The 26,111-nt window shown below is 41.6% G+C and carries 24 protein-coding genes; 10 read left to right on the top strand and 14 right to left on the bottom strand.

Annotated features, from left to right (window positions below; translation table 11 throughout):
- Positions 1 to 30 precede the first annotated feature (30 nt).
- The 4 genes from I8751_RS00295 to I8751_RS00310 all read right to left on the bottom strand — a co-directional run bounded on the left by I8751_RS00295 (position 31) and on the right by I8751_RS00310 (position 4,738).
- Positions 31 to 1,425 (bottom strand): polysaccharide biosynthesis/export family protein, encoded by a 1,395-nt coding sequence (locus I8751_RS00295; RefSeq protein ID WP_214437176.1) that lies wholly within the window; start codon positions 1,423 to 1,425, stop codon positions 31 to 33.
- Between the two features lie 140 nt (positions 1,426 to 1,565).
- Positions 1,566 to 2,288, bottom strand: coding sequence for a cyanoexosortase B system-associated protein (locus I8751_RS00300; protein WP_214437177.1), 723 nt, complete (start codon positions 2,286 to 2,288; stop codon positions 1,566 to 1,568).
- Positions 2,289 to 2,500: 212 nt separating this feature from the next.
- Entirely contained in the window at positions 2,501 to 3,394 is an 894-nt protein-coding gene (crtB, locus tag I8751_RS00305; RefSeq protein WP_214437178.1) for a cyanoexosortase B, read from the bottom strand.
- 159 nt (positions 3,395 to 3,553) lie between these two features.
- Positions 3,554 to 4,738: a DegT/DnrJ/EryC1/StrS family aminotransferase gene (locus tag I8751_RS00310; protein WP_214437179.1), complete on the bottom strand. Its 1,185-nt coding sequence runs from the start codon at positions 4,736 to 4,738 to the stop codon at positions 3,554 to 3,556.
- 849 nt (positions 4,739 to 5,587) lie between these two features.
- Here I8751_RS00310 and I8751_RS00315 point away from each other — a divergent pair.
- Entirely contained in the window at positions 5,588 to 7,138 is a 1,551-nt protein-coding gene (locus I8751_RS00315) for a GAF domain-containing sensor histidine kinase (protein WP_214437180.1), read from the top strand.
- A gap of 222 nt (positions 7,139 to 7,360) precedes the next feature.
- A complete protein-coding gene (locus I8751_RS00320; protein ID WP_214437181.1) occupies positions 7,361 to 8,770 on the top strand; it encodes an IctB family putative bicarbonate transporter in 1,410 nt (469 codons plus the stop codon).
- A 99-nt stretch (positions 8,771 to 8,869) separates the two neighbouring features.
- Here the strand turns inward: I8751_RS00320 and I8751_RS00325 are convergent, their stop codons facing one another.
- Together I8751_RS00325 and smpB are read right to left on the bottom strand one after the other, a co-directional pair.
- Positions 8,870 to 9,145, bottom strand: a complete 276-nt coding sequence (locus tag I8751_RS00325) for a WGxxGxxG family protein (RefSeq protein ID WP_214437182.1) — start codon at positions 9,143 to 9,145, stop codon at positions 8,870 to 8,872.
- A gap of 177 nt (positions 9,146 to 9,322) precedes the next feature.
- Positions 9,323 to 9,790 (bottom strand): SsrA-binding protein SmpB, encoded by a 468-nt coding sequence (gene smpB / locus I8751_RS00330; RefSeq protein ID WP_214437183.1) that lies wholly within the window; start codon positions 9,788 to 9,790, stop codon positions 9,323 to 9,325.
- A 476-nt stretch (positions 9,791 to 10,266) separates the two neighbouring features.
- Between smpB and I8751_RS00335 the strand changes: the two genes are divergently transcribed.
- Positions 10,267 to 10,950: a response regulator transcription factor gene (locus tag I8751_RS00335; protein WP_214437184.1), complete on the top strand. Its 684-nt coding sequence runs from the start codon at positions 10,267 to 10,269 to the stop codon at positions 10,948 to 10,950.
- A gap of 64 nt (positions 10,951 to 11,014) precedes the next feature.
- On the opposite strand, the gene I8751_RS00340 is transcribed toward I8751_RS00335, so the two are convergent.
- The 4 genes from I8751_RS00340 to murC all read right to left on the bottom strand — a co-directional run bounded on the left by I8751_RS00340 (position 11,015) and on the right by murC (position 14,659).
- Positions 11,015 to 11,500 carry a low molecular weight protein-tyrosine-phosphatase gene (locus I8751_RS00340; RefSeq protein WP_214437185.1) on the bottom strand — a complete coding sequence of 162 codons (486 nt, stop codon included), beginning with the start codon at positions 11,498 to 11,500 and terminating at the stop codon, positions 11,015 to 11,017.
- An 85-nt stretch (positions 11,501 to 11,585) separates the two neighbouring features.
- Complete coding sequence (locus I8751_RS00345; protein WP_214437186.1) at positions 11,586 to 11,933, bottom strand: YbaB/EbfC family nucleoid-associated protein; 348 nt, start codon at positions 11,931 to 11,933, stop codon at positions 11,586 to 11,588.
- A 146-nt stretch (positions 11,934 to 12,079) separates the two neighbouring features.
- On the bottom strand, positions 12,080 to 13,072 hold the full coding sequence (gene murB / locus I8751_RS00350; protein ID WP_214437187.1) for a UDP-N-acetylmuramate dehydrogenase: 993 nt from the start codon (positions 13,070 to 13,072) through the stop codon (positions 12,080 to 12,082).
- Between the two features lie 123 nt (positions 13,073 to 13,195).
- On the bottom strand, positions 13,196 to 14,659 hold the full coding sequence (murC, locus tag I8751_RS00355) for a UDP-N-acetylmuramate--L-alanine ligase (RefSeq protein ID WP_214437188.1): 1,464 nt from the start codon (positions 14,657 to 14,659) through the stop codon (positions 13,196 to 13,198).
- Positions 14,660 to 15,087: 428 nt separating this feature from the next.
- Between murC and nadD the strand changes: the two genes are divergently transcribed.
- Positions 15,088 to 15,738, top strand: a complete 651-nt coding sequence (gene nadD, locus I8751_RS00360; protein WP_214437189.1) for a nicotinate (nicotinamide) nucleotide adenylyltransferase — start codon at positions 15,088 to 15,090, stop codon at positions 15,736 to 15,738.
- A gap of 117 nt (positions 15,739 to 15,855) precedes the next feature.
- On the top strand, positions 15,856 to 16,869 hold the full coding sequence (locus I8751_RS00365; protein ID WP_214437190.1) for a type I glyceraldehyde-3-phosphate dehydrogenase: 1,014 nt from the start codon (positions 15,856 to 15,858) through the stop codon (positions 16,867 to 16,869).
- 56 nt (positions 16,870 to 16,925) lie between these two features.
- On the opposite strand, the gene thiL is transcribed toward I8751_RS00365, so the two are convergent.
- Positions 16,926 to 17,948: a thiamine-phosphate kinase gene (thiL, locus tag I8751_RS00370; RefSeq protein ID WP_214437191.1), complete on the bottom strand. Its 1,023-nt coding sequence runs from the start codon at positions 17,946 to 17,948 to the stop codon at positions 16,926 to 16,928.
- Between the two features lie 102 nt (positions 17,949 to 18,050).
- Between thiL and I8751_RS00375 the strand changes: the two genes are divergently transcribed.
- Complete coding sequence (locus I8751_RS00375) at positions 18,051 to 18,623, top strand: Uma2 family endonuclease (RefSeq protein ID WP_214437192.1); 573 nt, start codon at positions 18,051 to 18,053, stop codon at positions 18,621 to 18,623.
- Positions 18,624 to 18,672: 49 nt separating this feature from the next.
- Here the strand turns inward: I8751_RS00375 and I8751_RS00380 are convergent, their stop codons facing one another.
- Positions 18,673 to 19,800, bottom strand: coding sequence for a peptidylprolyl isomerase (locus I8751_RS00380; RefSeq protein WP_214437352.1), 1,128 nt, complete (start codon positions 19,798 to 19,800; stop codon positions 18,673 to 18,675).
- Positions 19,801 to 19,946: 146 nt separating this feature from the next.
- Between I8751_RS00380 and efp the strand changes: the two genes are divergently transcribed.
- From efp to I8751_RS00395, 3 genes are all read left to right on the top strand, one after another.
- A complete protein-coding gene (gene efp / locus I8751_RS00385) occupies positions 19,947 to 20,504 on the top strand; it encodes an elongation factor P (protein WP_214437193.1) in 558 nt (185 codons plus the stop codon).
- Positions 20,505 to 20,613: 109 nt separating this feature from the next.
- Positions 20,614 to 21,171 (top strand): acetyl-CoA carboxylase biotin carboxyl carrier protein, encoded by a 558-nt coding sequence (gene accB / locus I8751_RS00390; protein ID WP_214437194.1) that lies wholly within the window; start codon positions 20,614 to 20,616, stop codon positions 21,169 to 21,171.
- A gap of 81 nt (positions 21,172 to 21,252) precedes the next feature.
- The gene (locus I8751_RS00395; RefSeq protein WP_214437195.1) at positions 21,253 to 21,600 is read left to right on the top strand and encodes an ArsR/SmtB family transcription factor; all 348 of its coding nucleotides are present in this window, start codon (positions 21,253 to 21,255) and stop codon (positions 21,598 to 21,600) included.
- Between the two features lie 130 nt (positions 21,601 to 21,730).
- On the opposite strand, the gene I8751_RS00400 is transcribed toward I8751_RS00395, so the two are convergent.
- Together I8751_RS00400 and I8751_RS00405 are read right to left on the bottom strand one after the other, a co-directional pair.
- On the bottom strand, positions 21,731 to 22,354 hold the full coding sequence (locus I8751_RS00400; RefSeq protein ID WP_214437196.1) for a GerMN domain-containing protein: 624 nt from the start codon (positions 22,352 to 22,354) through the stop codon (positions 21,731 to 21,733).
- Positions 22,355 to 22,705: 351 nt separating this feature from the next.
- Positions 22,706 to 24,520, bottom strand: coding sequence for a proline--tRNA ligase (locus tag I8751_RS00405; protein WP_214437197.1), 1,815 nt, complete (start codon positions 24,518 to 24,520; stop codon positions 22,706 to 22,708).
- Between the two features lie 83 nt (positions 24,521 to 24,603).
- On the opposite strand from I8751_RS00405, the gene I8751_RS00410 reads away from it, so the two are divergent.
- On the top strand, positions 24,604 to 25,998 hold the full coding sequence (locus tag I8751_RS00410) for a lysophospholipid acyltransferase family protein (RefSeq protein ID WP_214437198.1): 1,395 nt from the start codon (positions 24,604 to 24,606) through the stop codon (positions 25,996 to 25,998).
- Positions 25,999 to 26,111 lie beyond the last annotated feature (113 nt).

Raw genomic sequence — 26,111 nt, forward strand, 5'->3', positions numbered from 1 at the left:
ATTTAGTCAATTTCTCCTAGAAGATATCGACTAATTTGAGCCGCCGCCCAAGAAGTCAAAAAAGCGAATAAAGCTGCGGATATCAAAGAAAGGTCGAGTAATAGTACCAAGGACATTAGTAATTCTTGCGATTAAATTTCGTCCAACAACAATCACATCATTGTCTTGTAACGCCACATTTTGAGCCGCATCACCAGAAAGTGCCTTTTTAGCATCAAGTTTTTGAGTCACAGCTCGGCCTCGTTCCGCATCGAAGCGAACCAAGGCAATATCTCGGAGGTTGGCGGCATCTAAATTGATTCCTCCTAAAGCATCGACAAAAGTACTACCATTAGGCAGCGCTTGAGTGACAAGTCCTCCCCCGGCGTAGTTTAAAACCCGGACTCTAATCTGGGGTACGGCCAAGGAAGACCGGGCGACTAAATTGCGATCGTAACTGTCATCAGTACCAACTTCACGCTTTGGTACGACTATGGCATCGCCATCTTGCAAACGTAAACTCGGTAGTGAACCACCATTTTGTAGTGTTGCATACAAGTCAATATTTTGTGAAATTGTAGAACCATCCATTAACTTTCGGCGCACTTGTACTTGCCGTAGATCTGCGGACATTGTAGAACCGCCAGCAGTAAGCAAAGCATCAGTAATACGAGGAATTGGTGATGCTACACCATAAATTCCTGGTCGAAATACTTCCCCAGTAACGGTAATTTGCACAGGTCGTGGCGATACCAGCGACACTACCAACATCGGATCGACCACAACCTGACTTAAACTCAAGCGAATTTTTTCTTGTGCTTCTTCTAAACTCAAGCCTTGTAAGGATAGGGTTCCTACCTGTGGCACAACAATATTGCCTTCTGGACTAATTTGGGCTTGAAAACTCAAATCTGGACGCTGCCCTATTAAAGATAAAACTATTACCGGATCAATTACATAACGGTTGAGCAACAAGCGAATTTTTTCTTGTGCTTCTGGCAAAGTTAAACCTTGTAGTGAAACTGTGCCAAGTAGTGGCACAATAATGTTGCCTTCGGGATTGATTGGGGCTTGAAAACTCAAATCGGGAAAGCGTTGAACCACAACACTGATTGCATCTCCCGGCCCTAAGCGATAGGGCCCAGGAGGGCGCTGAAACACAACACCTATGACATCTCCTGGCCCTAAAAGATAACGATTAAGTTGAGAAGAAGCTTCGTCATTGACACCTACAGGTGCAACTTCAGTACTTAGTGGAGGTGAGGGTAATTGCCTTTGGGCAGCACCAGGCGGGAATAAGAGAGGCTGCCCTGGCTGTGTTCCTGGAGATGGTGAACTTTGAGCATCAACAGGTCTGGCAGTAGTTGTTAAAAACACACTTGCCTGAAAACTGACAAAACACAGGGCGCTGAATGCACGCATCTGATAACTGGAAACTATAAACATTGGTGCAATAAAGCTGAATTCAGTATGGGTACCGCCGAGTGGTTATTTTACTCTGGAAGTATCTTCTATGTCTTGTTTTGTTGTGCCGCTTTTAACTTCGCACTACATTTTTTAGCTAACTGCTAGGCTAAAGAACAATTTTATAAAGTCCCTGCCATTAATGTAGCTTGTATTGTTTCACCAAGAGACTGGGCTAAAGGCCAAGTAGTTTCCACCTGTCCTAAAGGCTCCATTGGAATGAGAATATTTACGGCTACCCAAGGAGCGCGACGCTTATGCCACTGTGCCAGTTGGTCTAACAAGAACCACCGTATCGGTAATGGGTTTCCACCGTTTGGCAGAGCATACCATTGCAACGCCGCGAAGGTTTCTTGTGTTGTAGAGACGCGAAAAAATCTCGCTTCTACTTTCACTTCAGTCTTTGATTTTGAAGTTGGGGGCTGTTTAACAGTAAATTCCGCGGAGCGATATTGAGCTATGTCCCATTTCCCCCAGCGAGATCTTCCCCAGCTATTAATCTCAGTCCACTCCACCTCTGGTTGATCCATTGGCCCATTTTGTGGTAACAAAAGTAGTATGGCTTGGGCTTGGGAACCTTGTTGCTTAAGAATCTGTAACGACCATTTGTGTTCGCCAATTAGTTGTTCGGCTTGGTCAACAGTTTGCCAACCAGGAAGAGTTAACCCTGCACTACGTATCTGTTTCAATTCTTTAAGGCTAGTGACAGGCGGTGGCTGTTTCCATTCCCATTTTCCTGTCAAATATCCAGGAACCCCTCCTATTACTAACAGCAGTAACAATAATAAAAGCACTGCCACATGAGACAGCTGCTTTTTCTGAAGAAACTTAGATAAAGAAAGCATCAGTAAGAATTGCAATATTTACGCAAAATTTTACTTGAAAAAATGACACTGTGAGTTCAGTAAAATTAACGCTTGCCAAGTGTGTTTCTAAATCTGAGTTGTAGGTCATCAAAGTTGATTAATAGGGAAGAATTATGAAAATTATTGCTTATCTTCCTTGTTTTATCTAAACTCGTTCATTCAAAGTTGCCACACTAGTTCGAGCTTGGGTTTTAATTGTTACCTTCTTCTTGAGTTTCTGAAACTGCTGAAAAATAACTATTAATCCGATTAAGCAGAGGCACTAATAACAGCAGCATCAAAGCTGAATAAAGATCGCCACCCCAACCGTCATGGAGCCATTGAAAAGCCCCTTCTCGTCCTGTGCCGTGAAAAAACGTAAGTAAAGTGTTACGAATGATATTAGCAATCACACTAATAATGATCGCAACAGATAAAAACCAAGTAGTGGTGCGACGTGAAGACAATGCATCAGTCCAAAAAAGTAGCATCAAACTAACGTAGAGAGTAGTAAACAACATTTTTAACCCTGCACAGTAAGGTGCAACTTCTACAATCCTTCCACCTACATATATATTCATCTCATCGACAGTAACTTCCATCCCAAACTGATTGAGGATAAAGCCTGCTGTACCCGCAATGAAGTTTTGCAGAGGCAAGGTGTAGGGAGCAATCAGGTAAGGTAATGCTGTGGGAGTTGCCAAAATTATTAGCAACAGGGGAAATCCTTGTAATCGAAAGCCTCGTATGCCTTTGAACCACAAGCACAATGCTGCCAAGATAGTAGGAAAAGACAGATTAACCCACTCTGTGACACCACTAAGATAAAAGACTCCCCCTACTAAAAGTAAAACAGCGCCCAAGGGATTGGTAGTATCTGGTAGACGTTGCCACTTTTTACGGTTTATCCAGATGAGGTAAGCAGCAAACGGTAGACCTATAATCCCGTGGCTAAAATACTCGTGTTCTATACTGATACTTTTATACAACCACCCATTCAACCAATGTAGCAATATGGGAGCGTAGAGCAGCACCAGAACGCCTAAGATTGCTATGTTGAACAATTGTGGCGTGGTTCTGTTTTTAATCTGTTGCTGAAGTGCCATAATTTTAAGCAATTCAAAATTAACAATTTAAAAATTGTCATATTTCAGTCATTAGTGGTCAGTAGCAAAAACTGACCACTAATTAAAGACTATAAAGCAAATTGCACAATGACTGTTGTTTAGCGTGAAGCGATCGCTAGCCTCAAGTATAAATAAAAGTTATGCTACTGTGCTGCCAATAGGGACGGAAGATGAATTTTCTGCATTTAAATTCGTCGAAGTTGCACCTGCGATCGCCGCTACAACTTCTTTAATTTGACTATTACTTAAACCAGGATACATCGGTAACGATAATATTTGCTTTGCGAGTTTTTCTGCTTGGGGAAAGTCTCCCTGTTGATAGCCTAAGTAAGTGAATGCTGGCTGGAGATGACAGGGAATGGGGTAGTGAATACCAGTTTGAATGCCATCTGCTGTGAGTTTGTCCTGGATTTGCTGACGTTCTAAGGGACAAGAATCATCAACTCTGATCACGTAAAGGTGATAAACATGTCCTGTACTACTTTGGTTTTGCATCGAAATAATACCCGCAGATGATAAGGGTGCTAATTCACTATCGTACTGCTGGGCAATAGTCAGGCGATCGCAATTCCACTGGGGCAAATATGGTAATTTTTCCAGCAATACTGCCGCTTGCAATGTATCCAAGCGACTATTTGTACCCGATTCGGTATGAAAATACTTTTGGGATGCACCATAATTCCGTAAACGCGCCATCTTCTGTGCTACATCTGGATCTCGTGTCAGTAACATACCACCGTCGCCAAATGCACCTAAATTTTTACTGGGATAAAAGCTAAAAGCTGCCGCTATTCCCACAGAACCAGCCCGATATCCATCTCTTTCGGCTAAATGGGCTTGTGCTGCATCTTCAAAAATTAATAATTGATAGGTATTAGCAAAGTCTAATAGCTTTTGAGGCGATACCATCTGACCATAGAGATGTACAGGAATAATTGCTTTAGTTTGGGGTGTAATTGCCTTTGTGGCTGCTTCTAGATCAATTAAAGCTGTTTGGGGGTCGCAATCTACTAAAACTGGTTTTGCTCCAGCACGCAATACGCCAATTAATGTTGCGATAAAGGTATTAGCTGGTAAAATTACCTCATCATTTGCACCAATATTACACGCTTGCAAACCGAGGGCGATCGCATCTGTTCCTGATGCCACGCCCACTCCATAAGCTGCACCGGATGCAGTAGCAAATGCAACTTCAAAATCTGCAAGTGCTTGCCCTAAAATAAAGTCTCCTTGCTCCAATACCCCGTAAATTGCCTTTTGCAGTTGAGTTTGAATCGGTTGGTGTTGTGAGTTAAGGTCTACAAAGGGAATTCTTATAGTCATTTTATTCATTACCAGCTAGCCTCAAAAATTAAATATCAAAGCTTGATTTACCATATCACTAATCTATTTATGGCTTAATTAGGATTTTTAGACAAACTATAATTACGGAGAATTAATATTTTTTTGGATTTTAGGAATTATTTTTATTTAAAAAACAACCAAAAATATTTAAATGCATAAGTTGTTAAAATTTTATATATTTCTTGTTTTAGTGAATTAAGTATCCTTTTAGTTATTAACTATAAATACAAATACAATTATTTTTATTGTTATAACTTATGCAAATATAATGTACAGTATTTTTTGGTATTGAAATTTTATTTGATTATAAAACAATCAAAATTATTTATACAGGTAAATTCCAGATTTAAAATGAATTAAAACTTTTCTATATTTGATCACTAAACTAACTAAAGAATTTTAGAAAAATAATCCGTTTTTGTACGTAAAACTAAATACAATATTTTTCGGATGTGCAGTAATTCTGGGTAAATAAAACTCAAGGACTTAGGCAAAAAGCTTCTGGTTTGAACATGCCATGAGAATGACATAATTTTTATTTTTTATCCTTAGCGTTATATTACCCTTGTCGAATCTAAAACTAACACTGCTTAGTATTAAAATTTGAAAGAATACTGATGGTATAAGCCTTAGATAGCACAATTAGCATCAGTGAATTGCAACTAGTAGATGATTGCACCCCCTCTTTACAGAAGGAGTGCAAAATTTTTGCTCCAAATTTGTTTATCGATAGCCAAATTGGGGAATGCTTAAAAATAGAAAACCATAACCCGGAAACAGCGGTTATATCAATTACAACATCGAGCAATTATCAAGGTAGCGGTGGCAATGGTAGAGCCTGAAAACAAATTATTTTCCCTAAAAGATGGTTGGGCTTCCCAGGAAACAAGAGAACAGCAACGCCTCAAAGTATTGTCAGAATTGGGTTTACGGCAACCAGAAACAATACCCGTCTTTGAAGAAGCTACTCAAACTGCTGCCCATTTTTTGGAAGCACCAATTTCCATTTTGGGATTTGTAGATCAAGAGCGTCACTGGTTTAAGTCAGCGGTAGGCTTATCTAGATTAGGGTTAATGAATCATCTAGCCCAAAATCGTCAATTATTGCGTAGGGAATCATTCTGTACCCAGGTAGTAGAAACTTTACAAGTAGTTGTAATTAATGACACCCAAGAACTCACAGATCCAATACTTGCCGCTAGCAAGTTGGTACAGGACTATGGCATCCGCGCTTACTTAGGAGCGCCACTAATTGATGCTTCAGGATATTGCTTAGGTGCATTGGCAGTGATGGATTTGGTACCGCGGGATTTTACAACGCGAGACATTGAGTTTCTACAAATCATAGCTCGTTGGAGTATGAGTGAGTTTGAGCGCAACCGGCTGTTGCAAGACAAACTAGAAACAACCACTGTCAATAATACTCCTATCTTGTCATTCAATGATGGTAATATCAATGACATTAGAGTTACCCCACCTACTTTAGAAAAGAAATCTGTTTCTCCTAAGCAATTGAAACTGGAACTTTTAGGGCAACTTACTCAGGAATTACGTACACCTTTAACGTCAGTACTAGGCATGGCTGGTGTTCTAGGACGTGAAATTTATGGGCCTCTGACCAACAAGCAGAGAGAATATCTAGATATCATCCAACACAGCGGTCGGTATCTGCTTTCTTTGGTAAACGAAATTACTGAACTTGGAGCAACAGATGAACATGCAACTGTGGTGAATTTAACTCCTATAGATATTGAAATGCTATGTCAACAAGCTATCAATACCTTAGAAGAAGCAGCTAGTCGCCGCGAGCAAGACATTCGTCTGTCTATAGAACCAGGACGTAGCCGCATCTGGCCCTTAGATAAAGATAAGGTACGGCAAATGCTGTATCATCTGGTTTTTAGCGTGATTCAACTTTCTGCCACAGGCAGTATTGTCCGCATTCATGTTTCTTATAAGGAAAATACACTCAATATTACTGTTTGGGTTTCACATCCCTGGCTAGGAGATGGCATCACTGAAGTTGACCCTTATTTTCATCTGAGTCCTTTATCTCTGCTAGAGCTTACAGGTGAAGCAGCAAACTACAACACTCATGCAGAAAATCAGGAGGAACCAGTTAGCTGGCCAGTAGCCATAGAGAAGTCGCAAAAGTTTGGTACTTCAGACTCGGATGGATTTAGTATGAGTACTAGCACAGATTTAGCTAAGCAGCATGGTAGTTTATCACGCGAAAGCTTGGGACTATTGCTTAGCTGTCAGTTGGCAGAATTACATGGCGGACAAATTTCTATTCAAAATTCGCCAGAATCGGGACATCGCTATGTACTTAGTTTGCCATTACAGTTATCCACTTCCTCATCAGAAAGCAATATTTAACAGCAATTTACTGCCCTTCAGTACTTTTGTTTATTAAATAGCTGCTTAAAAATTAAAATTGACTGGAAACCCTTGAAATTATAGCTAACTGCTGGTAGTGATTAACAATAGCACAAATACAAATTACAATTTGCAATCTGCGTTATTACTTTTTTATAATCACCCGCATTATGATTAAGTCCAAGTTCTGCGCGGACGTGCTAGTTGATCAAAGCGTATTTTATGAATTTAGTCTGGCAACGATTTACTTTATCTTATTTACCTCTCAAAGAATATCTTGCTACCAGCTACTTACATCGTTTTTCCGTCGGGCTGTTACACTCTTGGCGGCAAAGCAGCATTTTAATACAGTGGGGAGATGCGATAGCCACTGCTTTACTTAGTCTGGTATATGCTCTTGCCCCTTTTGTATCTAGTTCCTTAGTAGGGGTGTTACTGGTGGCTTGTGTGGGATTTTGGCTACTATTGACATTATCTGATGAATCAAGACCAGCAAATAATTCTTTAGTTACCCCAATTCACCTACTGGTGTTACTCTACTGGGGTATTGCTGTAGTATCTACAGCATTATCACCAGTGAAAAAAGCGGCGTTTAATGATTTGGCAACATTGACACTTTATTTGTTACTATTTGCCCTCAGTGCTAGGGTACTAAGGTTGCCCCGCCTCCGATCTTGGATTATCACTCTCTATCTACATGTATCGCTAATTGTTAGCATCTATGGGTTGCGGCAATGGTTTTTCGGAGCTACAGCACTCGCGACTTGGGTAGATCCAGAATCTCCTCTATCTAAAACAACAAGGGTTTACAGTTATTTAGGCAATCCCAACTTATTAGCTGGATATTTGATACCAGCCGTAGTTTTAAGCTTAGTCGCAATTTTTGCATGGCAAGGTTGGATCAAGAAAGCTTTGGCATTGATCATGCTAACGGTCAATGTAGCCTGCTTGATTTTGACTTTTAGTCGTGGCGGCTGGATTGGTCTATTAGTAGCCATTTTAAGTGTGATGGCATTGCTAGTTTATTGGTGGAGTGTACAAATGCCTCCTTTTTGGCGCACTTGGTCGCTACCAATTATTTTAGGAGGTTTAATTGCGGTATTGGTGCTAGCAGTGATATTTGTAGACCCTGTACGCATCCGAGTTTTCAGCATTTTTGCAGATCGCCAAGATAGCAGTAATAATTTTCGCCGGAATGTTTGGGATGCCGTCTTCGAGATGATCCGCGATCGCCCCATTATTGGTATCGGCCCTGGTCACAATGCTTTTAACAAAATTTATCCCCTTTACCAACGTCCTCGTTATAGTGCTTTGAGTGCCTATTCGATTTTGCTAGAGGTAGCTGTAGAAACTGGTTTTATTGGCTTAGCTTGTTTCCTTTGGCTAATATGTGTGACTATTAATACAGCCTTTATGCAAGTACGAAGATTACGAGAATCCAGAAATGTAGAAGGATTCTGGCTAATTGGGGCGGTTGCAACTTTACTAGGTATGCTGGCTCACGGCACAGTAGATACTATCTGGTTTCGTCCTGAAGTTAATACCCTTTGGTGGCTTATGGTTGCCTTGATTGCTAGCTACTGGATGCCTTTAAACCAAAACCAATCTCCAGAAATCAACTCACAAAACTAGAACCTATAGTAAATTAAAATAGTTAAGTCGTCAGTTTTTTTAACAATAACTGACGACTACCAGTTCGTGAATCATAAATTAATTGAAAATTTTGAGAGGCTAGTCCCTGTAGGTAGTGGCTCCAGGGGCACTAGGATCGCGATAACGAGTTGGTTCATCATGACGCTTTTTACCTGCTAAACCAGCTAGACCAAATAAACCAATTAAGCCTAACCAACCCCAATCAAAATCATTACGTTCGTAAACCGTCGTCCTTGGAGCAGTGTCAACCCCAGGTTCAGTAACTTGGGCTTTTGCGGGTAGAGTGAGTGGCAAAGTTGCCATGCTCAACGTGAGAAACCCAGCACTCAATGCTTTGGTAATGTTACGTGTCATAGTAAAAGTTCCTTGTGCCTTCTGAAGTTACTCACCACTTTATCGATCCTCTAAAGGATCTAAATCAATCTGTGGCTATAAACTAAGCATTGTTTAAACTCACGCCGAAGATATACAACACGTTTTCTACTTCAATCAGTTTCTCACTCTGATGTGGTAGTTAGGTTTAACAAGCGCTTAATAATTTTTCATTGCCCGTTGAATATCGCGTTGATCTTGGCGACGTTTTAAGTCTTCTCGTTTATCATGAAGCTTTTTCCCCTTGCCAAGAGCTATGCTAACTTTCACCCAACCGCGTTTGAGGTACATCTTTAAAGGTACTAACGTCAAGCCCTGCTGTTCTACCTTGCCAATTAGCTTACGGAGTTCCTGACGATGCAGCAATAGCTTACGCGTGCGGCGCGGTTCATGGTTAAAATATTGCCCACTAGCATTGTAAGGGGAGATATGCACATTGATTAGCCATGCTTCACCATCACGAATTAAAGCATAACCATCTTGGAGATTGACTTTACCTGCACGAATTGACTTGACTTCGGTTCCCGTCAACTGAATTCCTGCTTCATAGGTTTCCAGAATTTCATACAAATAACGGGCTTGACGGTTGTCACTAATAACTTTATAACTTTCGCTCTTGTCGCTCATTGAGAATTTTGCGTGCTTTAAATTTTGCTTAAAAAATCGTTGAGACTATCTTGTGAAATTTATAGAGGCATATTAAACCACTATAAATGCTTAACTAGATATCACTGTTCCCCTATTAATCTAGCTTTTCTAAGTTCTTAATTAAAAGTTTTCCAGAAAATTTTGCCACTGGAAAATAATTTATCACTTAAATCTTAATTTACATTAGAGTGAAGAATAGATCAGTATTATGGTTAAATTATTAAGAATTATAAAACTCTCTATACCCGCCCAGAGCTAGAGTCTGAAGGTCAGATGAACTTCGTAAACCCTTCCTCAGGATTTAAGATTTTCTTTATAAAGAAACCTACAGACAGTCATGAGTTGGTGATCCTGTCATAGTATGAAACATAAGAATACTATTTCTTGCCTGTGTTCACTAATGAAGCTTGTAAAAGCAAAATTCTGAGTAAAAAAATGCTAGGGATGTATTGTCCATGCCCTTGACGATCCTTGTAGTGGATGACGATTTGGGCACTCGTCTGTCTATTAGCGATTATCTTGAACTGTCTGGCTACTCGGTAATCACAGCTAATGACGGTCAAGAGGCTTTGGCGATGGTAGATGAGTGTCATCCTGATTTAATCGTCACGGATATTGTGATGCCACGAATGAATGGCTACGAACTGGTGCGTCAGGTGCGTCAACAACCAGCTTTCCGTCTATTACCTGTAATTTTATTAACAGCACGCACCAAGACCCAGGAAAGAATTCTGGGCTACCAGTCAGGGTGCGATTTATATTTGCCTAAGCCTTTTGAATTAGAAGAATTAGCAGCAGCGATCCGCAATCTTTTAGAGCGATCACAAATCATTCAATCTGAATACCGCTTTTCCCATAAAGAAAACTTGGGCAATACTACCCCAATAAAAGCGATAGATGCCCATCACTCTGTGTTTACTCATACTCATAAGTCCCAATTGATATCATCTTTGACTTCCAGAGAACAGGAAGTCTTAGAACTTTTGACTCACGGTCTATCTAATGCCGAAATGGGTCAACAACTCCATCTAAGTCCGAGAACAGTGGAAAAGTACGTTAGTAGTTTATTAAGGAAGACCGAAACAAGTAACCGAGCAGAACTGGTGCGTTTTGCAATAAAGCATGGTTTAGTGGAATAAAAGTGAAAAGTTATGAGTAAAGAGCAAGAAGAGATAACTTATAACTCATAAATAACTTTCTACTTCAAACTCTTGGTTGCTGGCTAATAATGCATTTAAGCAGTCCCTCACAAGCATCAACCAGCAAATCAACCACTTGATTAAAACCTTCTACCCCACCATAGTAAGGGTCTGGAACTTCCTTGAGGGTCTGCCGAGAGCAAAATTCACACATTAAGTATACTTTGTCATGATATTGCCCTGTTGGATCAAGAGTCAGAATATCTTCATAATTTTCTCGATCCATTGCCAAAATCATATCAAAGTCCTGAAAATCAGACTTTTGAAACTGGCGAGCATGACCACGTAATTTAATTCCCAACTTCGTAGCAGCTGCTGCACTCATGCGTCGATCAGGTGAACTACCAATGTGATAGCTAGATGTACCAGCAGAGTCACAAAGGATATGTTCGCTTAAGTTAGCCTGCTCGATTAAATAAGTCATAATATTTTCTGCCGATGGTGAACGGCAAATATTACCCAGGCAGACAAACAGCAGCTTGTAACGCATAAATATTTTGCTTAGTATCTGTCAAAAGTCAATAGTCCACAGTCCATAGTCTCATGGTTTTTGACTATTGACTATTGACTATTGACTAAAATCCAGGTAGTTCCAGCCCACTAGTCAAATCTTCCATGCGTTCGCGCATTGTTGCTGTGGACTTATTGTAGGCATCTTTCATGGCGACTGTCACAAGATCGGCAAGTAGTTCTGCTCCTTGTGCTAAAGCATCTGGAGCAATTTCTACTCGCTTCGGTTCTTGGTTGCCACTGACAATTACCTTGACTAGACCACCACCAGCTTCTCCTTGAATTTCCATTTGCTCCAGTTCTTCTTGGAGTCGCTTTGCGCCTTCTTGAACTTGCTGAGCTTTTTTGAAAGCTTCGGCTAGTTCTTTCATCTTACCCAAGCCAAAACCAAATCCTTGTCCTTTTCCGGTCATAATAATTGTCCGCGTGTGCGTTGATTAACAAGTCAAATTCAATTATAGATGCGGTAGGCGATTTGCCTGTTTTGTTACCAATAATTAATCCTGTGTATGGGTTTATGGTGGAGCATGAGGGAAATTATTCCTCATTCCCTAGTCCCTCAACATACTGCTTGAAATTCCCCGATCATTTTGACTTCTGGTTCTAATAAAATCGACCAATGTTCTTGTACTTGTTGCTGGATATGATTGATTAGGCAGAAGATATCGCTGGCTTTTGCTCCACCACGGTTGACAATAAAATTAGCATGAAGTAATGCCACTTGGGCCCCACCAATTTGGTAGCCTTTCAGACCTGTTTGCTCAATTAACCACCCAGCAGCATAAGGTGTGGGATTGCGGAAAACACTGCCACAACTGGGAAAATTGTAGGGTTGAGTAGTTAACCTATGCTGTTTGTGTTCCTTGGTAATTGCTAAAACTTTTGCGGGATCGGCACCTGGTTGGAGTTGGAAAGTAGCCTGGGTAACAATGCGATCGCTGCCTTGCAGTGATGAAGTGCGGTAGCTATAACCGATCTGGGCGGGGGTGAGACTTTCTAGGGTACCGTTGGGTAAAAGTACCTGGGCGCTAACTAACATATCTGCGATACAGCTATTGTGTGCCCCTGCATTCATCACGACTGCACCCCCAACTGTTCCAGGGATACCCACAGCCCACTCTAATCCCTGCCATCCTAGTTGGGCTGCTTCCCATGCTAGGCTAGGAATTGATTCTCCCGCAGCGACAGTTAATTGGCCTGTCTGGGGGTCAAAGTTGCTATGGCGAAGATGACGAGTAGAAATGACTAAGCCTGGTAAACCGCGATCGCTAACCAATAGGTTAGAACCTGCTCCCAGTGTTGTTACTGCTAAATCATGTTCTTTTGCATACTCTAAACTTGCTTGTAAGGCTTCTAAATTGCGAGGAGCAGCGTACCATTCAGCTGCTCCCCCAACTCTATATGAAGTAAATGCGGATAAAGAAGCTTGAGACTTAATCACACAATCAGTACCTTGTAAGTAAATTATCTTACTTTCGCCTGAATTATCTTTTTTCTGCTTTTGTGTAGTCGAAACTGTGCAGACGTTTCCGGCTGCCTGGGAGATTTTCATCTTACGTCAATTTGTGAAATTTTTACATTTATCTGCTGTAGGAAATACAGCAATAGTGCGAATCGATAAAATCTTTACTGACGGCTACCTTGCCAAGGAAATAAACCTCTTCAGTACCCTCAATTAAGATGTGGCTTTAGCAGGCTCACAAAGTGTTGTAATTATTTCCGGAATTACTTGATTGAGATTTCCAGCACCCAGAAATAGCGCTAAATCTCCAGGGCGCAGCGTTTGTAGCAAGAACTCGGACATTAAAGGTAAACTGGGCTGATAAACCACTTGCGGGTGCTGTTTGGCAATTTCTACTGCCAATTGTTCACCACTAATTTGTCCTAAATTTGCTTCACCAGCACTGTATATATCGCTCAGCACAACTAAATCAGCGTGGGCAAAGGACTGGGCAAATTCTTCTAAAAAGGTCAGTGTGCGGCTATAACGATGGGGTTGAAAGATGGCAACCACTCTTTGCCCTGGTCTGGCTTGGAGGCGTGCAGCAGCTAGAGTAGCGCGAATTTCGCTGGGATGGTGAGCATAGTCATCGATAAAAGTAATACCATTAACTTCGCCTCGGAACTCAAATCGTCGTCTTGCCCCTTCAAAAGTAGCAATGCCCTTGGCGATTTCTCCAAATTCTAGGCCCAGAGCGCGACCAACAGCTACTGCTGCTAAGGCGTTACTGAGGTTATGCCGACTAAGCAGTCGCAATTTTAAAACTCCTAAAGCTTTGCCTTTCTCCCAAACAAGAGCTGTAGTCCCATCCGAGCGATAGTCAATATTGGTGACAGTGTAATCAGCTTCGGTATCTGAGTGCAAACTGTAACTGATTGTCGGTTTGAGGCGTTCGCGTACCGTTGCACAATCAATACTACATATTAAGGTTTTACAACCAGCAGCGAATTTTTGAAAGGTATCAACTACTTCTTCTAATGTGTCGTAGTGGTCGGGATGATCTAGCTCAATATTAGTAATAATGCCAATCTCAGGGGCATGTTTTACCAAAGAGCCATCTGATTCATCTGCCTCAGCTACTAAATATCGGCTTTGCCCTAGTCGAGCATTACCTTCCCAAGCGTTTACTTCACCACCTACAATAATTGTTGGGTCTAAACCAGCTTCTAATAGCATGAAGCCAATCATACTACTAGTTGTAGTTTTACCGTGGGTTCCTGCTACCGCAATACTATAGTAATCGGTAATCAAAGCAGCTAGTACATCTGAACGATGTAAAATTGGACAACCTAATTCTAGTGCTGCTTTGTATTCCAAATTGTTTGTATTAATTGCTGTTGAACAAATAACTTGGGGCAGTGCGGACTTGGTAGCATTAGATAATGGTTCTTGTGGATTTAATAATACTCCGTTAGGCGATACCTGAGGACGAAAGAATTCAAGATTACTTGCGTCTTGTCTTCCAAAAATATAAGCTCCGATAGATTCCAACTTGCGCGTAATATGATTAGGACGAAGATCGGAACCTGATACTGGTAATTGACGCTTTGCGAGAACGTATGCTAGAGCAGACATACCTATACCGCCAATACCAATAAAATGAAATGGTCTACCGCCAAAATCTACAGAATTACTCATTTATTACTCCTCTTACACCACACCATAATCACAAATGACACGCGTATCATAACAGGAATTTGTTTTTTACCGTAACTGTCCTCGAATCATGTTTATACCGAATGTTCGCTTGATTTTATACTGTTGTTTTGCTGATTGAGAATGATTTTACCTTGGTTGGAGGTTTTTGCTATTTCTAAACTGTTTTTAAGATTATTCTGAAAATTTCCGCCACATCGGGAAAGAAATTCTTGTAATGTCAAATACATCTTTTTGGATTCCTTACTGGTATCGGTTACAATAGGAAACTCTTAACAAAACAGCTTTGAAATTGCATCAAGCTTAGCGAAATGGTTGTTGAATTGCATCAAGCTAAAGCATGAATTGAGTAAAATAGTACTTTAATAGTGAAACTATTTCTCAATTGCATAGAGCCACGGCATAACTGGATGCAACAATTAGCGATTTTTGGCGGCACATTTGATCCTGTTCATTGGGGACACTTACTCTTAGCTCAAACAGCTTTGTATCAAGTACCCCTGGAAAAAATAATTTGGGTACCATCGCTAAATCCTCCTCATAAAAAAGCAGTTTCGTTTGAGCATCGGGTGGAAATGCTGAAGTTGGCCGTAAGAGAAAACCCAGCGTTTACTATCTCACTAATTGAGGTAAATCGCTCTGGTAATTCCTACGCCATCAACACTTTGATTGATCTATCTAGTTTTTACCCAAATACTCACTGGCACTGGATAGTGGGTTTAGATACCTTCCAAACCTTACCCCGTTGGCATCGTGGACATGAACTAGCACAAATGTGTGATTGGTTAATCGCACCCCGACTGCTAGGTGGTGAGAATGTAACTCAAAGCGAGTTAATCTGCAAGCAAGTGGAGCAACAACTCAGAAAGCAGTCACATAACATTCGCTGGCAATTCCTGAATATACCCTTAGTGGGAGTTTCGTCAAGTCTAATTCGTCAACTTTGCCACAATGACTCTGTTAAAACCACAAGCGATCGCCTGTCAATCCGTTATCTAGTCCCGGAACCGGTTAGATCGTATATCACAGCTCACAGCCTCTACTCAGATAAATCTGAATAAAATATGTGTTTTTTTTATGGATACAACACTTTACGGTTATGAATGCACCCCCCCTTTGCGATATGATTGGGGTCAAAGATATCAATTTATAGGCATAAATACAGAGGGCAAGACACTGTGATTAGAGTCGCAATCAACGGTTTCGGGCGTATTGGACGTAACTTTGCGCGCTGCTGGGTAGGAAGAGAAAATAGCAAAATTGATCTTGTGGCTGTTAATGACACATCAGACCCTAGAACGAATGCTCACCTCCTGAAGTATGACTCGATGCTAGGGAAGTTAAAGGATGTTGACATTACTGCTGATGATAACTCTATCATCGTTAACGGTAAGACCATTAAATGCGTATCTGATCGCAATCCGGAAAACTTGCCCTGGAAAGAGTGGGACATTGACCTGATTATCGAAGCAACAGGCGTGTTTACCAGCAAGGATGGAGCAATGAAGCATGTGAATGCTGGAGCCAAAAAGGTTCTGATCACTGCTCCTGGGAAAAACGAGGATGGTACTTTTGTAATCGGCGTGAATCATCACGATTACGACCACAACAAGCACCACATCATTAGTAACGCAAGTTGTACTACAAACTGCTTGGCTCCCATCGCCAAAGTGTTGAACGATAAATTCGGAATCATTAAAGGCACGATGACCACCACCCACAGCTACACTGGTGATCAGCGCTTATTAGACGCTTCCCACCGGGATTTGCGACGGGCAAGGGCAGCAGCCATCAACATTGTACCCACCTCTACTGGTGCAGCAAAAGCTGTGGCGCTGGTAATCCCAGACCTCAAAGGCAAGCTGAATGGTGTTGCCTTGCGTGTACCTACCCCGAACGTTTCAATGGTAGATTTCGTAGTTCAGGTTGAGAAGCGTACTATTACGGAAGAAGTTAACCAAGCTCTTAAAGATGCTGCTGAAGGTCCCATGAAAGGCATTTTGGACTACAGCGAATTACAACTAGTATCTTCCGATTATCAAGGTAGTGATGCTTCTTCGATTGTTGATGCCAGCTTGACTTTGGTTATGGGCAATGACATGGTAAAAGTTATGGCATGGTACGACAATGAATGGGGCTACAGCCAACGAGTTCTCGATTTGGCTGAACTAGTAGCTGAAAAATGGGCTTAATTAAGTTAATTATCAGCTGTTAGTGATTCTGTTGTTTAATTATTAATAGCCATTAACTATTGACTAAAATGTTGAAATCCCTGACTAAGACTTAAAACTTGGTCAGGGAATTTTTGGTATTTATCGTGTAATAGTACTTTTGACCCTGCTGTAATAGTCCCTACAATCGCCGCGCCTTGACCAAGTTGCTGGACTAATGTATTTGCTAGTTCTTTTGGTAAACACAGCACTAATTCAAAGTCTTCGCCACCGTATAAGGCGTATTTTAGTGCTTGCTCTTCTGTCAACCAGTGGTTAAAAGCTACAGGTAAAGATATTTGCCTGTGTTCTAAAACCGCACCAACCCTACTGGCGCGGCAGATTTGTAAAACAGCGTCTGCTAAACCATCGCTACTATCCATACCTGCGATCAGAATAGGAGATTGGGAAGATAAAATTTCCCACAAAAATGGTAAGACATCCAGTCGCGGTTGTGGACGCTGGTGCGCTTTGGTTAGAGCCGTTTGTTCAATATCGTTGAGGTTTTGCCTTAATTCGGGATGCAAAAGCAATTGTAAGCCAGCGTGGGCAGCTCCATGAACGCCTGTAACCACGATCGCATCTCCTACAACAGCAGCAGAACGGCGAATAATTCTATTGGGGCTAGCTTGACCAAAAGCAGTGATTGCCAGAGTAGTTGTAGGCGATCGCACAATATCACCACCGACAATCGAGGTATGGTATCTTTGCAGGCATTCTGTCATTCCTTGGTACAAGCGCTCAACCCAACTGACACTAACTTTCCCAGGAAGCCCCAATCCAACAGTAATACCCACAGGAGTAGCACCCATTGCTGCTAAATCTGATAAATTAGCGGCAGCAGCTCGCCAACCGGCATCTTCAGGGGAAGTGGTGAGATTGCTAAAATGTACGCCATCAACCAGCATATCTGTTGTTACTACCAAAGATTGCCCTGGTTCTGTCACCAGAATAGCTGCGTCATCCCCAATAATTTCAGCAGGGCAAAAGCGCTGCACTCTTTCTAAAAGACCTTGTTCACCAAGGTCTTGTACTTTTAGGGAAGATAACTCACTGTTCATAAATTGGTATCTCCCAACTCTAAAATTGTTTTTCTCAGTATGGACTAAGCTCACACCACTACTTGAAGTTACGATAAAAGTATCGCCTAGGAGTCAGTTGGGATGGTAACAACACCAGTAACCAGCATCACGTTTGAAGAGTATTTAACCTATGATGATGGCACAGGTTTTCATTATGAATTGGTGGATGGCAAATTAGAGCTAATGAATCCACCTATTATTCAACATTTTCTGATTGTCGATTTTTTGGATACTGCCTTGAAAGCAGAAATTAAACGTTGTAGCTTTTCTTGGCTGTGTTTTCGAGAAAGTGGGGTGAGAACGGGTAGAAATAAATCTCGGTTGAGTGATTTGTGTGTGGTGACGCTGGAGCAAGCAAAGGAATTGATCAATGTTTCAGCAGTATTTCAGTCATCCCCCTTATTGGTTATAGAGGTAGTCAGTCCAGAATCTGTAAAACGAGACTATCGCCATAAAAGATCCGAATATGCAGCATTGGAGGTTCCTGAATATTGGATTGTAGACCCAATGGCTGCAAAAATTTCAATTTTATTACTGGAAGAAGGACTATACGAAGAAAGCGTGTTTACTGCCAGTCAGCAAATAATATCACGGGCTTTTCCAAAATTAGCGCTCACAGTTGATCAGGTGTTCACTGCTGGAAACCTGAGCTAGCAAGATTTTAGATTTTAGATTGATTCTAAAATCTAAAATCCAAAATTGATTATGCTGCTTGGGGTTCCACTAAATTTTCTATTCCTTGAACGACAGTTGCCGATTCAATTTTGTCACCTTCTTTGAGTTGATCCAAAACTTCTTTGCCCTCGGTGAGATAGCCAAAAACGGCGTAGCGACCATCTAAGAGGTTGCGTCCCGCAGGGGTAAGTTCCGGTTCAAATAGGAAGAAGAAAAATTGTGAAGAACCGCCATTAACTTCAGTTTCAGGGCGAGCCATTGCCAATGCACCAAAAGAAGAAAAAGGCAATACAGGCATATCAAGATAACGGCCAGCTTGTTCGAGAGTAATGCCATAAGTTGGTTCTTGATCACCTTCAACTAAAACTTCTAAGGGAACGGCACGGTATTTATTAGTTTTGGGATCAATAAAACCTACTTCCTTTCCTGGTGGGTCTCCGGTTTGCAGCACGTAAGATTCTTCAGAACGGGTAAATTTTAAGCCGTTATAAAAACCTCGTTGCACTAAATCTACAAAGTTACCTGCTGTAACAGGAGCGCTGTAACCATCGACCACTAAAGTTAAATTGCCTTTAGTGGTTTTCATTTCGATAGTGGCACGACCTTTTAGCTGGGGTAGGTTACTGTACTGGGCAGGTACTTCAAAGGGAAATCCTGTCACCATTGATTCTTCTAATTGGGTAACGATATTTAGCAGTTTGTTTCTGCCTTCAAGAATTTGTTCCTTGTCTTTGACTTTTACCGATTCTTTTAGTGCATCTACACCAGATTTCAACTCAGCAATCCAAGCTTCTGCTTGGGGCTGGCGCTCTTCGGGAACGCTTGCTAGGATTTGGGAAGGTTGATCGAGAACACGGGACGCTTTGCTGAGGTCTTTGGAAATAGCGCCCCATCGCCGATTAGCCCGCAGTTGAGTAGAAATGTCTTCTAAACTGGCTTGTAGTTGCCGTACTGGTTTATTCTCTATCGGGAGTGCATACCGCAACAAAGCCTTGCCGTCGGTAATTGCATTCCCTGCTGGCAGGGCGGCATCACTGGAGAAAGTCCAGCCAGCGGTATTTATGCCTAAAAATATTGTTACCAACAATATTATCGTTAGGCTGTTCTTCAGCCAGGATTTAAATAAGTTGAACATGGGATGGCTTAAATTCAGCATCAAATTGTTGACTAGGCGTAACCCATCAATCATCTTCCCACAGTAGTAGTGCTGAGTCTAACGACAAATGACAGATGACAAATGACCAATGACCACCCCAGAAGGGTACAATAAATGCCGATTGTCTTCCAAAATTTTAAAGCTTCATGATTTCTAGTAACGACTTTCGACCCGGTGTCTCAATTGTTTTAGATGGGACTGTATGGCGAGTGATAGATTTCCTCCACGTTAAGCCAGGCAAAGGTTCCGCATTTGTGAGAACAACACTAAAAAATGTCCAGAGTGGGAAAGTACTCGAAAAAACTTTCCGAGCTGGGGAAACAGTGCCGCAAGCCACTTTAGAAAAAATTACGATGCAGCATACCTATAAAGAGGGCGATGAGTTGGTCTTTATGGATATGGAAACCTACGAAGAAGGCAGATTGACTGTAGCCCAAATTGGCGATCGCGTTAAATATCTTAAAGAAGGTATGGAAGTCAACGTCATTCGTTGGGGCGAACAAGTGCTAGAGGTGGAACTGCCCAACTCTGTGGTTTTGGAAATTGTTCAAACCGATCCAGGTATTAAAGGTGACACAGCTACTGGTGGTACTAAACCAGCTGTGCTGGAAACTGGAGCAACTATCATGGTTCCGTTGTTTGTTGCTCAAGGTGAAAGAATTAAAATTGATACCCGTGAAGACAAATATTTAGGCAGAGAATAAGTTTCATCACATCCTAAAACAAATTCTCATTTCAATCCCTGAATAGGGATTAAATTCTTGCGACAATTAATGATGATTAATTTACAGACAGGTCGAGGTAGTAAAAACTGTGCCATTGGACTTTAATGAAATTCGCCAACTGCTGGTAACTATTGCTCAAACAGATATTGCCGAAGTCACACTTAAAAGTGAAGAATTGGAATTAACGGTGCGTAAAGCTGTTAACGTTAGTAGCCACGTTGTGTCAGTTGGTCAAACAGCGTCAAGTAGTTTGGTTAGTTCGGGAACAACATCAATTTCACCGATAGCCACACAAATAGCCCCACCTCCAATATCAGAAGTAGGGACAAATCGCATTTCGGACAATGCCGTAACTGGGTCTAGTGTGCAGTTGTCAGCCAATCCTCCTTCAACAATTGATAAAAAATGGGTGGAAGTACCTTCGCCGATGGTGGGAACGTTTTATCGCGCTCCTGCACCCGGTGAGGCATCATTTGTAGAAGTGGGCGATCGCGTCCGTAAAGGTCAAACAGTCTGCATCATTGAAGCTATGAAGCTGATGAATGAAATTGAAGTTGAAGTATCTGGACAAGTAATGGAAATTCTTGTCCAAAATGGTGAACCAGTGGAATATGGTCATCCTTTGATGCGAATTAACCCTGATTAAGTATTAATGTATATATCAAATGATTCATTAATACCAAAATGAGTCGTTGCTAAAAACTGTCAGATCTGCGGGTCAATCCTGATGAAACAAGCGTTGCCTGTACCACCGGAAGTGGTGCAACAAGTGGCCGAATACTTCAGCCTTTTAAGTGAGCCGATGCGCCTACGGTTGTTACACTTACTACGGGACGAAGAAAAATGCGTGCAAGAATTGGTAGAGGCAACACAGACTTCACAAGCAAATGTGTCTAAACATCTGAAAGTAATGTGGCAAGCAGGAATCCTTAGCCGCCGCAGTGAAGGAACTTGTGCTTACTACCGGGTGGAAGATCAAATGATTTTTGAATTGTGCAATCGTGTTTGCGATCGCCTAGCCACTAGATTAGAACAGCAAGCCCGTAGCTTTCGTGTGTTAAACAGCAAGCTTTAAGTCAGTTGTTAGTTGTCAGTTGTCAGTTGTCAGTTGCTACTGAGTATAAGTACTTTAAAATAGTACTAGTTTTGGCGTTGTCAGTTGTCATTTGCTACTGACCACTGACTACTGACCACTGACTCTTACACTAAAGGGGATAGTTTTGTTTAAATTTCTCACGAGTCAATGGTTGCTGTAATTCTACGCCTTCGCCGCCTAAAACATCCAACTGTTTACCGTTCACATCAATGTACACCTTGGCGTTAGGATCTAAAGTTGTAGCAGTGTAAACTATTTGTCCTACGCGAGCAACCATTGAAGTGCTCCCACCACCCTTAGTAAAATCTTCAGATAAGTTGACGTGAACTTCATCATTGTTCATCTTTAGCCCCAGCAACTTAGTCCCCCTGGGGATGGTTGTAGAATCTGTTGCTTCTGTTGGGCCTTCTAACAAACTTTGAAAAGCTTTCTCTAAAACTTGGTTAGGCTGTGTAGCTGCTATTTGAACTGGCTGAGGAACCAAATCTACACTTTTTTCTTTTGGTCTGAGCCAGTAAATATTTGCAGTTTTTTCGTTACCTTGCTGCGTGGTTGATGGCTGTGACTGACCTGGCTTAGTTACTGTTTGAGAGGATTTTGACGGTGTAGTAGGGTTGGGGTTGGGAGAATTCCACGTTAACCAAGCTACGCCGCCACTTACGGCTACAACCGCTGCTGAAACGGCTGCAATTACACCTGAAGAAATACGGTTAGATCCTTGTTGGTCTGTCATCTTTAAAACCTTCCTGACTGAGGACTGAGATAATTTTTTTTGTGAAGAGCAGCCTGGTTAAGGACGATGCTTGCAAGTGGAGAGTTTCCCAAAACCTAAATGATGGCTCAATACTTCAAAAATGTTGCGATTATTCAAACACCGCTATATTCCAAGGGAGTTCATGTTTATATTTTAGAATTTTCAATTGTAATCCGTCACCTGCCAAATTATGTAAATCTATAAATCTCAATCTTCTCTTGAAATTTTTGACATGATCAAGCAGAGGAACGCAGAGTATTTAATCCTCTGCGAACCTATAGAAGTTCCAGCACTAGGAAATTTTTCTATGTATAAATGTATTTAGGGCGTTTAATTTTTAGCTTCTATTGCGGCTGTAATCCATTGTTGGAGTGTAGTTATAACTTCATCAATGGCAATTTCTTGGGATTTACGAGTTGCTCTTTCTACAACTTCAACTTTGCCATTAGCGATCGCTCGCCCTGTGACTATTCTGTAAGGAATACCAATTAAATCAGCATCCTTGAATTTTACTCCGGCCCGTTCATCGCGGTCATCTAATAAAGTTTCAACGCCAGCTTGATTAAGTTCGGTGTAGAGTTGTTGAGCAACTTGAACTTGTTGAGCGTCATTAATATTAGGAATTGTGACAATCGCGTGATAGGGTGCGATCGCTACTGGCCAAATAATTCCATCTTTATCGTAAGATTGCTCTACAGCCGATTGCGCTAAACGTGACACACCTACCCCAAAACAACCCATAAATAGAGGCTTTTCTTCACCTTGTTCATTGGTATAAGTTGCTCCCATTGCTTGGGAATATTTAGTACCTAATTGGAAGATATGACCAACTTCAATCCCACGGGCACTGAAGAGAGTTTGTTCAGGGTTATGAACGGCGCGATCGCCTGGTCTTGCCTTCCGTATATCCACTATTCGTGCTGGTAGTTGAAATTGCTTACCCCAATTTGCACCAACTACGTGATAGCCAGTCTCATTCGCTCCTGTGACGAAGTTTTTTAAATCAACAGTTGTTTGATCTACCAAACGGACAAACTGAGAATGAATCTGTTTATTGCCCTTAATATATTCATCGGCAATATCAGGAGCAATATATCCTAAAGGCAGAGATTTAGCTGTCCATGTTTGTTGCGTTTCTACATTCGGTACATCTAAAGCAATAATAGTTTTAGCACCATAATCAGCAGCTATTTTGGTCAATTCATTCTGCAATTTGACCTCATTCACCTCCTGATCACCACGAATGCTAACCAAAACCAAAACTGTTATCCCATTGTCGTAAACTGTTTGATAAAGAACATTTTTCACTACTTGGGTAGGAGAACATTTGAGGAGTTGGCAGAGCTTATCAATCGTATCTGTTCCAGGTGTATCGTGTTTCTGATAGGTTGTAAACCGTGAAGGTTCTGCGTCAATTGGTAAAGAAACTGCTTTTTCTACGTTAGCGGCATATTTGCCATCTTCGGTGTAAAGAACTTCGTCTTCACCAGCTTCTGCTAACACCATAAATTCTGTCGAACCAGAACCACCAATTGCTCCAGAATCAGCTTCTACGGCTCGAAAAGCTAAACCAGAACGCCGCAGCATATTTGTATATGCTTGATACATATCCTGGTAAGTTTCCTTGAGGCTAGTTTCATCGACATGGAATGAATAGCCGTCTTTCATAATAAATTCCCGCCCGCGCATTAAACCAAAACGGGGACGAATTTCATCTCGGAATTTAGTTTGAATTTGGTAGAGATGCAGTGGTAATTGCCGATAAGAGCGAATCATATCACGGGCAATTGTCGTGATTACTTCCTCATGAGTTGGCCCTAATCCTAATTGTTGCTCCCGGCGGTCAATGAGGGAGAACATAATGCCCTCGGCTTTGGTGTAAGTATCCCAGCGTCCCGATTCCTTCCATAAATCCGCTGGCTGTAACTGGGGAAGGAGACATTCTTGTGCCCCTGTGGCGTTCATCTCTTCTCGGACAATTTGGGAAACTTTTTGGAGTACCCGCCACATCAGTGGTAAATAAGCATAAATACCGCTACCGATGCGACGAATATAACCTGCACGGAGTAATAATTTATGACTGGGAATCTCAGCATCAGCTGGATCATCCCGGAGCGTAACGAATAACATTTGTGACAGTCGCATCGTTTATTCCCTTTCCAGAATTGCTAATCTCTCAAATTCGGTTAATCTAAAATCTCTAATTGCAACTTGAGGAGAAAACTACCTTGTCAGATGTAATTTATCAAGCGCAGCCACCTTTAGAATTTATACCTCCGAAGTTCAATCCCCTATTTCTACAGGCTGTGCATTTGTTGCTACCAAGTTGGATTAGTTGGCAAACAGCTATTACCCAAATTGAAGCAGACAACCTAGAGGTTTTAGTGGATCTTTATCGCCAGTTTCAAGAGGGTAAAATCCGCTTTTTGCTGGCATTTCGCCATCCCAAAACAGACGATCCATTTTGTTTGGCTTATTTGTTTTCTCAACTCGTGCCAAGGGTAGCACGAGAGCAGGGTACAGCACTACAATCTCCAATTCACGCTCATTTTATCTACGATCGCGGCATTCCTCTATGGGCTGGTTCTTATGTTGGGTGGGTAGCTTCGCGTTTGGGTGGAACTCCCATCCAGCGGGGTAAGGCTGACTGGACAGGGTTACGTTCGGCGCGTGACTTGTTTGCCAATGGCAGATTTCCGATGGCTGCCGCGCCAGAAGGAGCTACTAATGGTCTTTCGGAGAAAGTTAGCCCTCTAGAACCTGGTATCGCCCAATTAGGCTTTTGGTGTGCTGAAGATTTGCACAAAGACAACCGTTCCGAGCAGGTTCTAATTGTACCAGTTGGGATTAAATATAGTTATGTTGACACTCCTTGGAGGGCGATCGCTGGGCTTTTAAGTGAGTTAGAAGCAGCTAGTGGCTTGCCGATAAATTCAGCGAACCAAGGTAATGTTCCTTGTTTAGAGTCACTTTATCCCCGATTGTTGACTTTAGCGGAACATTTGCTTGACTTAATGGAGAAATTTTATAAGCGGTTTTATCATCAAAATTTGCCAGATGTCAAAACAGAAATTAGTGATAGAAATGAAGTCCTAGCAGTACGTTTGCAAGCTTTGTTGAATGCAGCGTTGCAAATATCAGAACAACATTTTGACTTGCAGTCTAAAGGAAAATTAAGCGATCGCTGTCGGCGAGTAGAGCAAGCTGCCTGGAATAATATATTTAGAGAAGATTTTAAAGATGTTAAAGCTCTATCGCCTGTAGAAAAAGCTTTAGGCGATCGGGTTGCTGAAGAAGCAAATGCCCGAATGTGGCACATGCGTTTAGTAGAAAGTTTCGTAGCAGTTTCCGGTAACTATATCCGCGAAAAACCGACAGTAGAAAGATTTGCGGAGACAACTTTGATTTTATGGCAGATGATTGCTCGCATTAAAGGCGATAAAACATCTCAACGCCCGCAATTAGGTAAACAACAGGTAAAAATTACGATTGGTCAGCCAATCTCTGTCTCAGAGCGTTACTCAACGTATAAAGAAAATCGTTTAGGTGCGAGACAAGCTGTTGCTGATTTGACGAATGATTTACAACAGGCGATGGAGAGTTTGATGAACCCAGAGAAATGAGTTTATTAGATGTTATGGCAGGGAACAGGGAGGAAAAGATTTCATTGTCTAGGTTTCAGCATCAGTCTTTGTCCTAACCGTTTTGGCAACTGATTACAATTTTTCCCTAGTGC

The sequence above is a fragment of the Atlanticothrix silvestris CENA357 genome (assembly GCF_016056295.1).
Lineage (GTDB): Bacteria > Cyanobacteriota > Cyanobacteriia > Cyanobacteriales > Nostocaceae > Atlanticothrix > Atlanticothrix silvestris.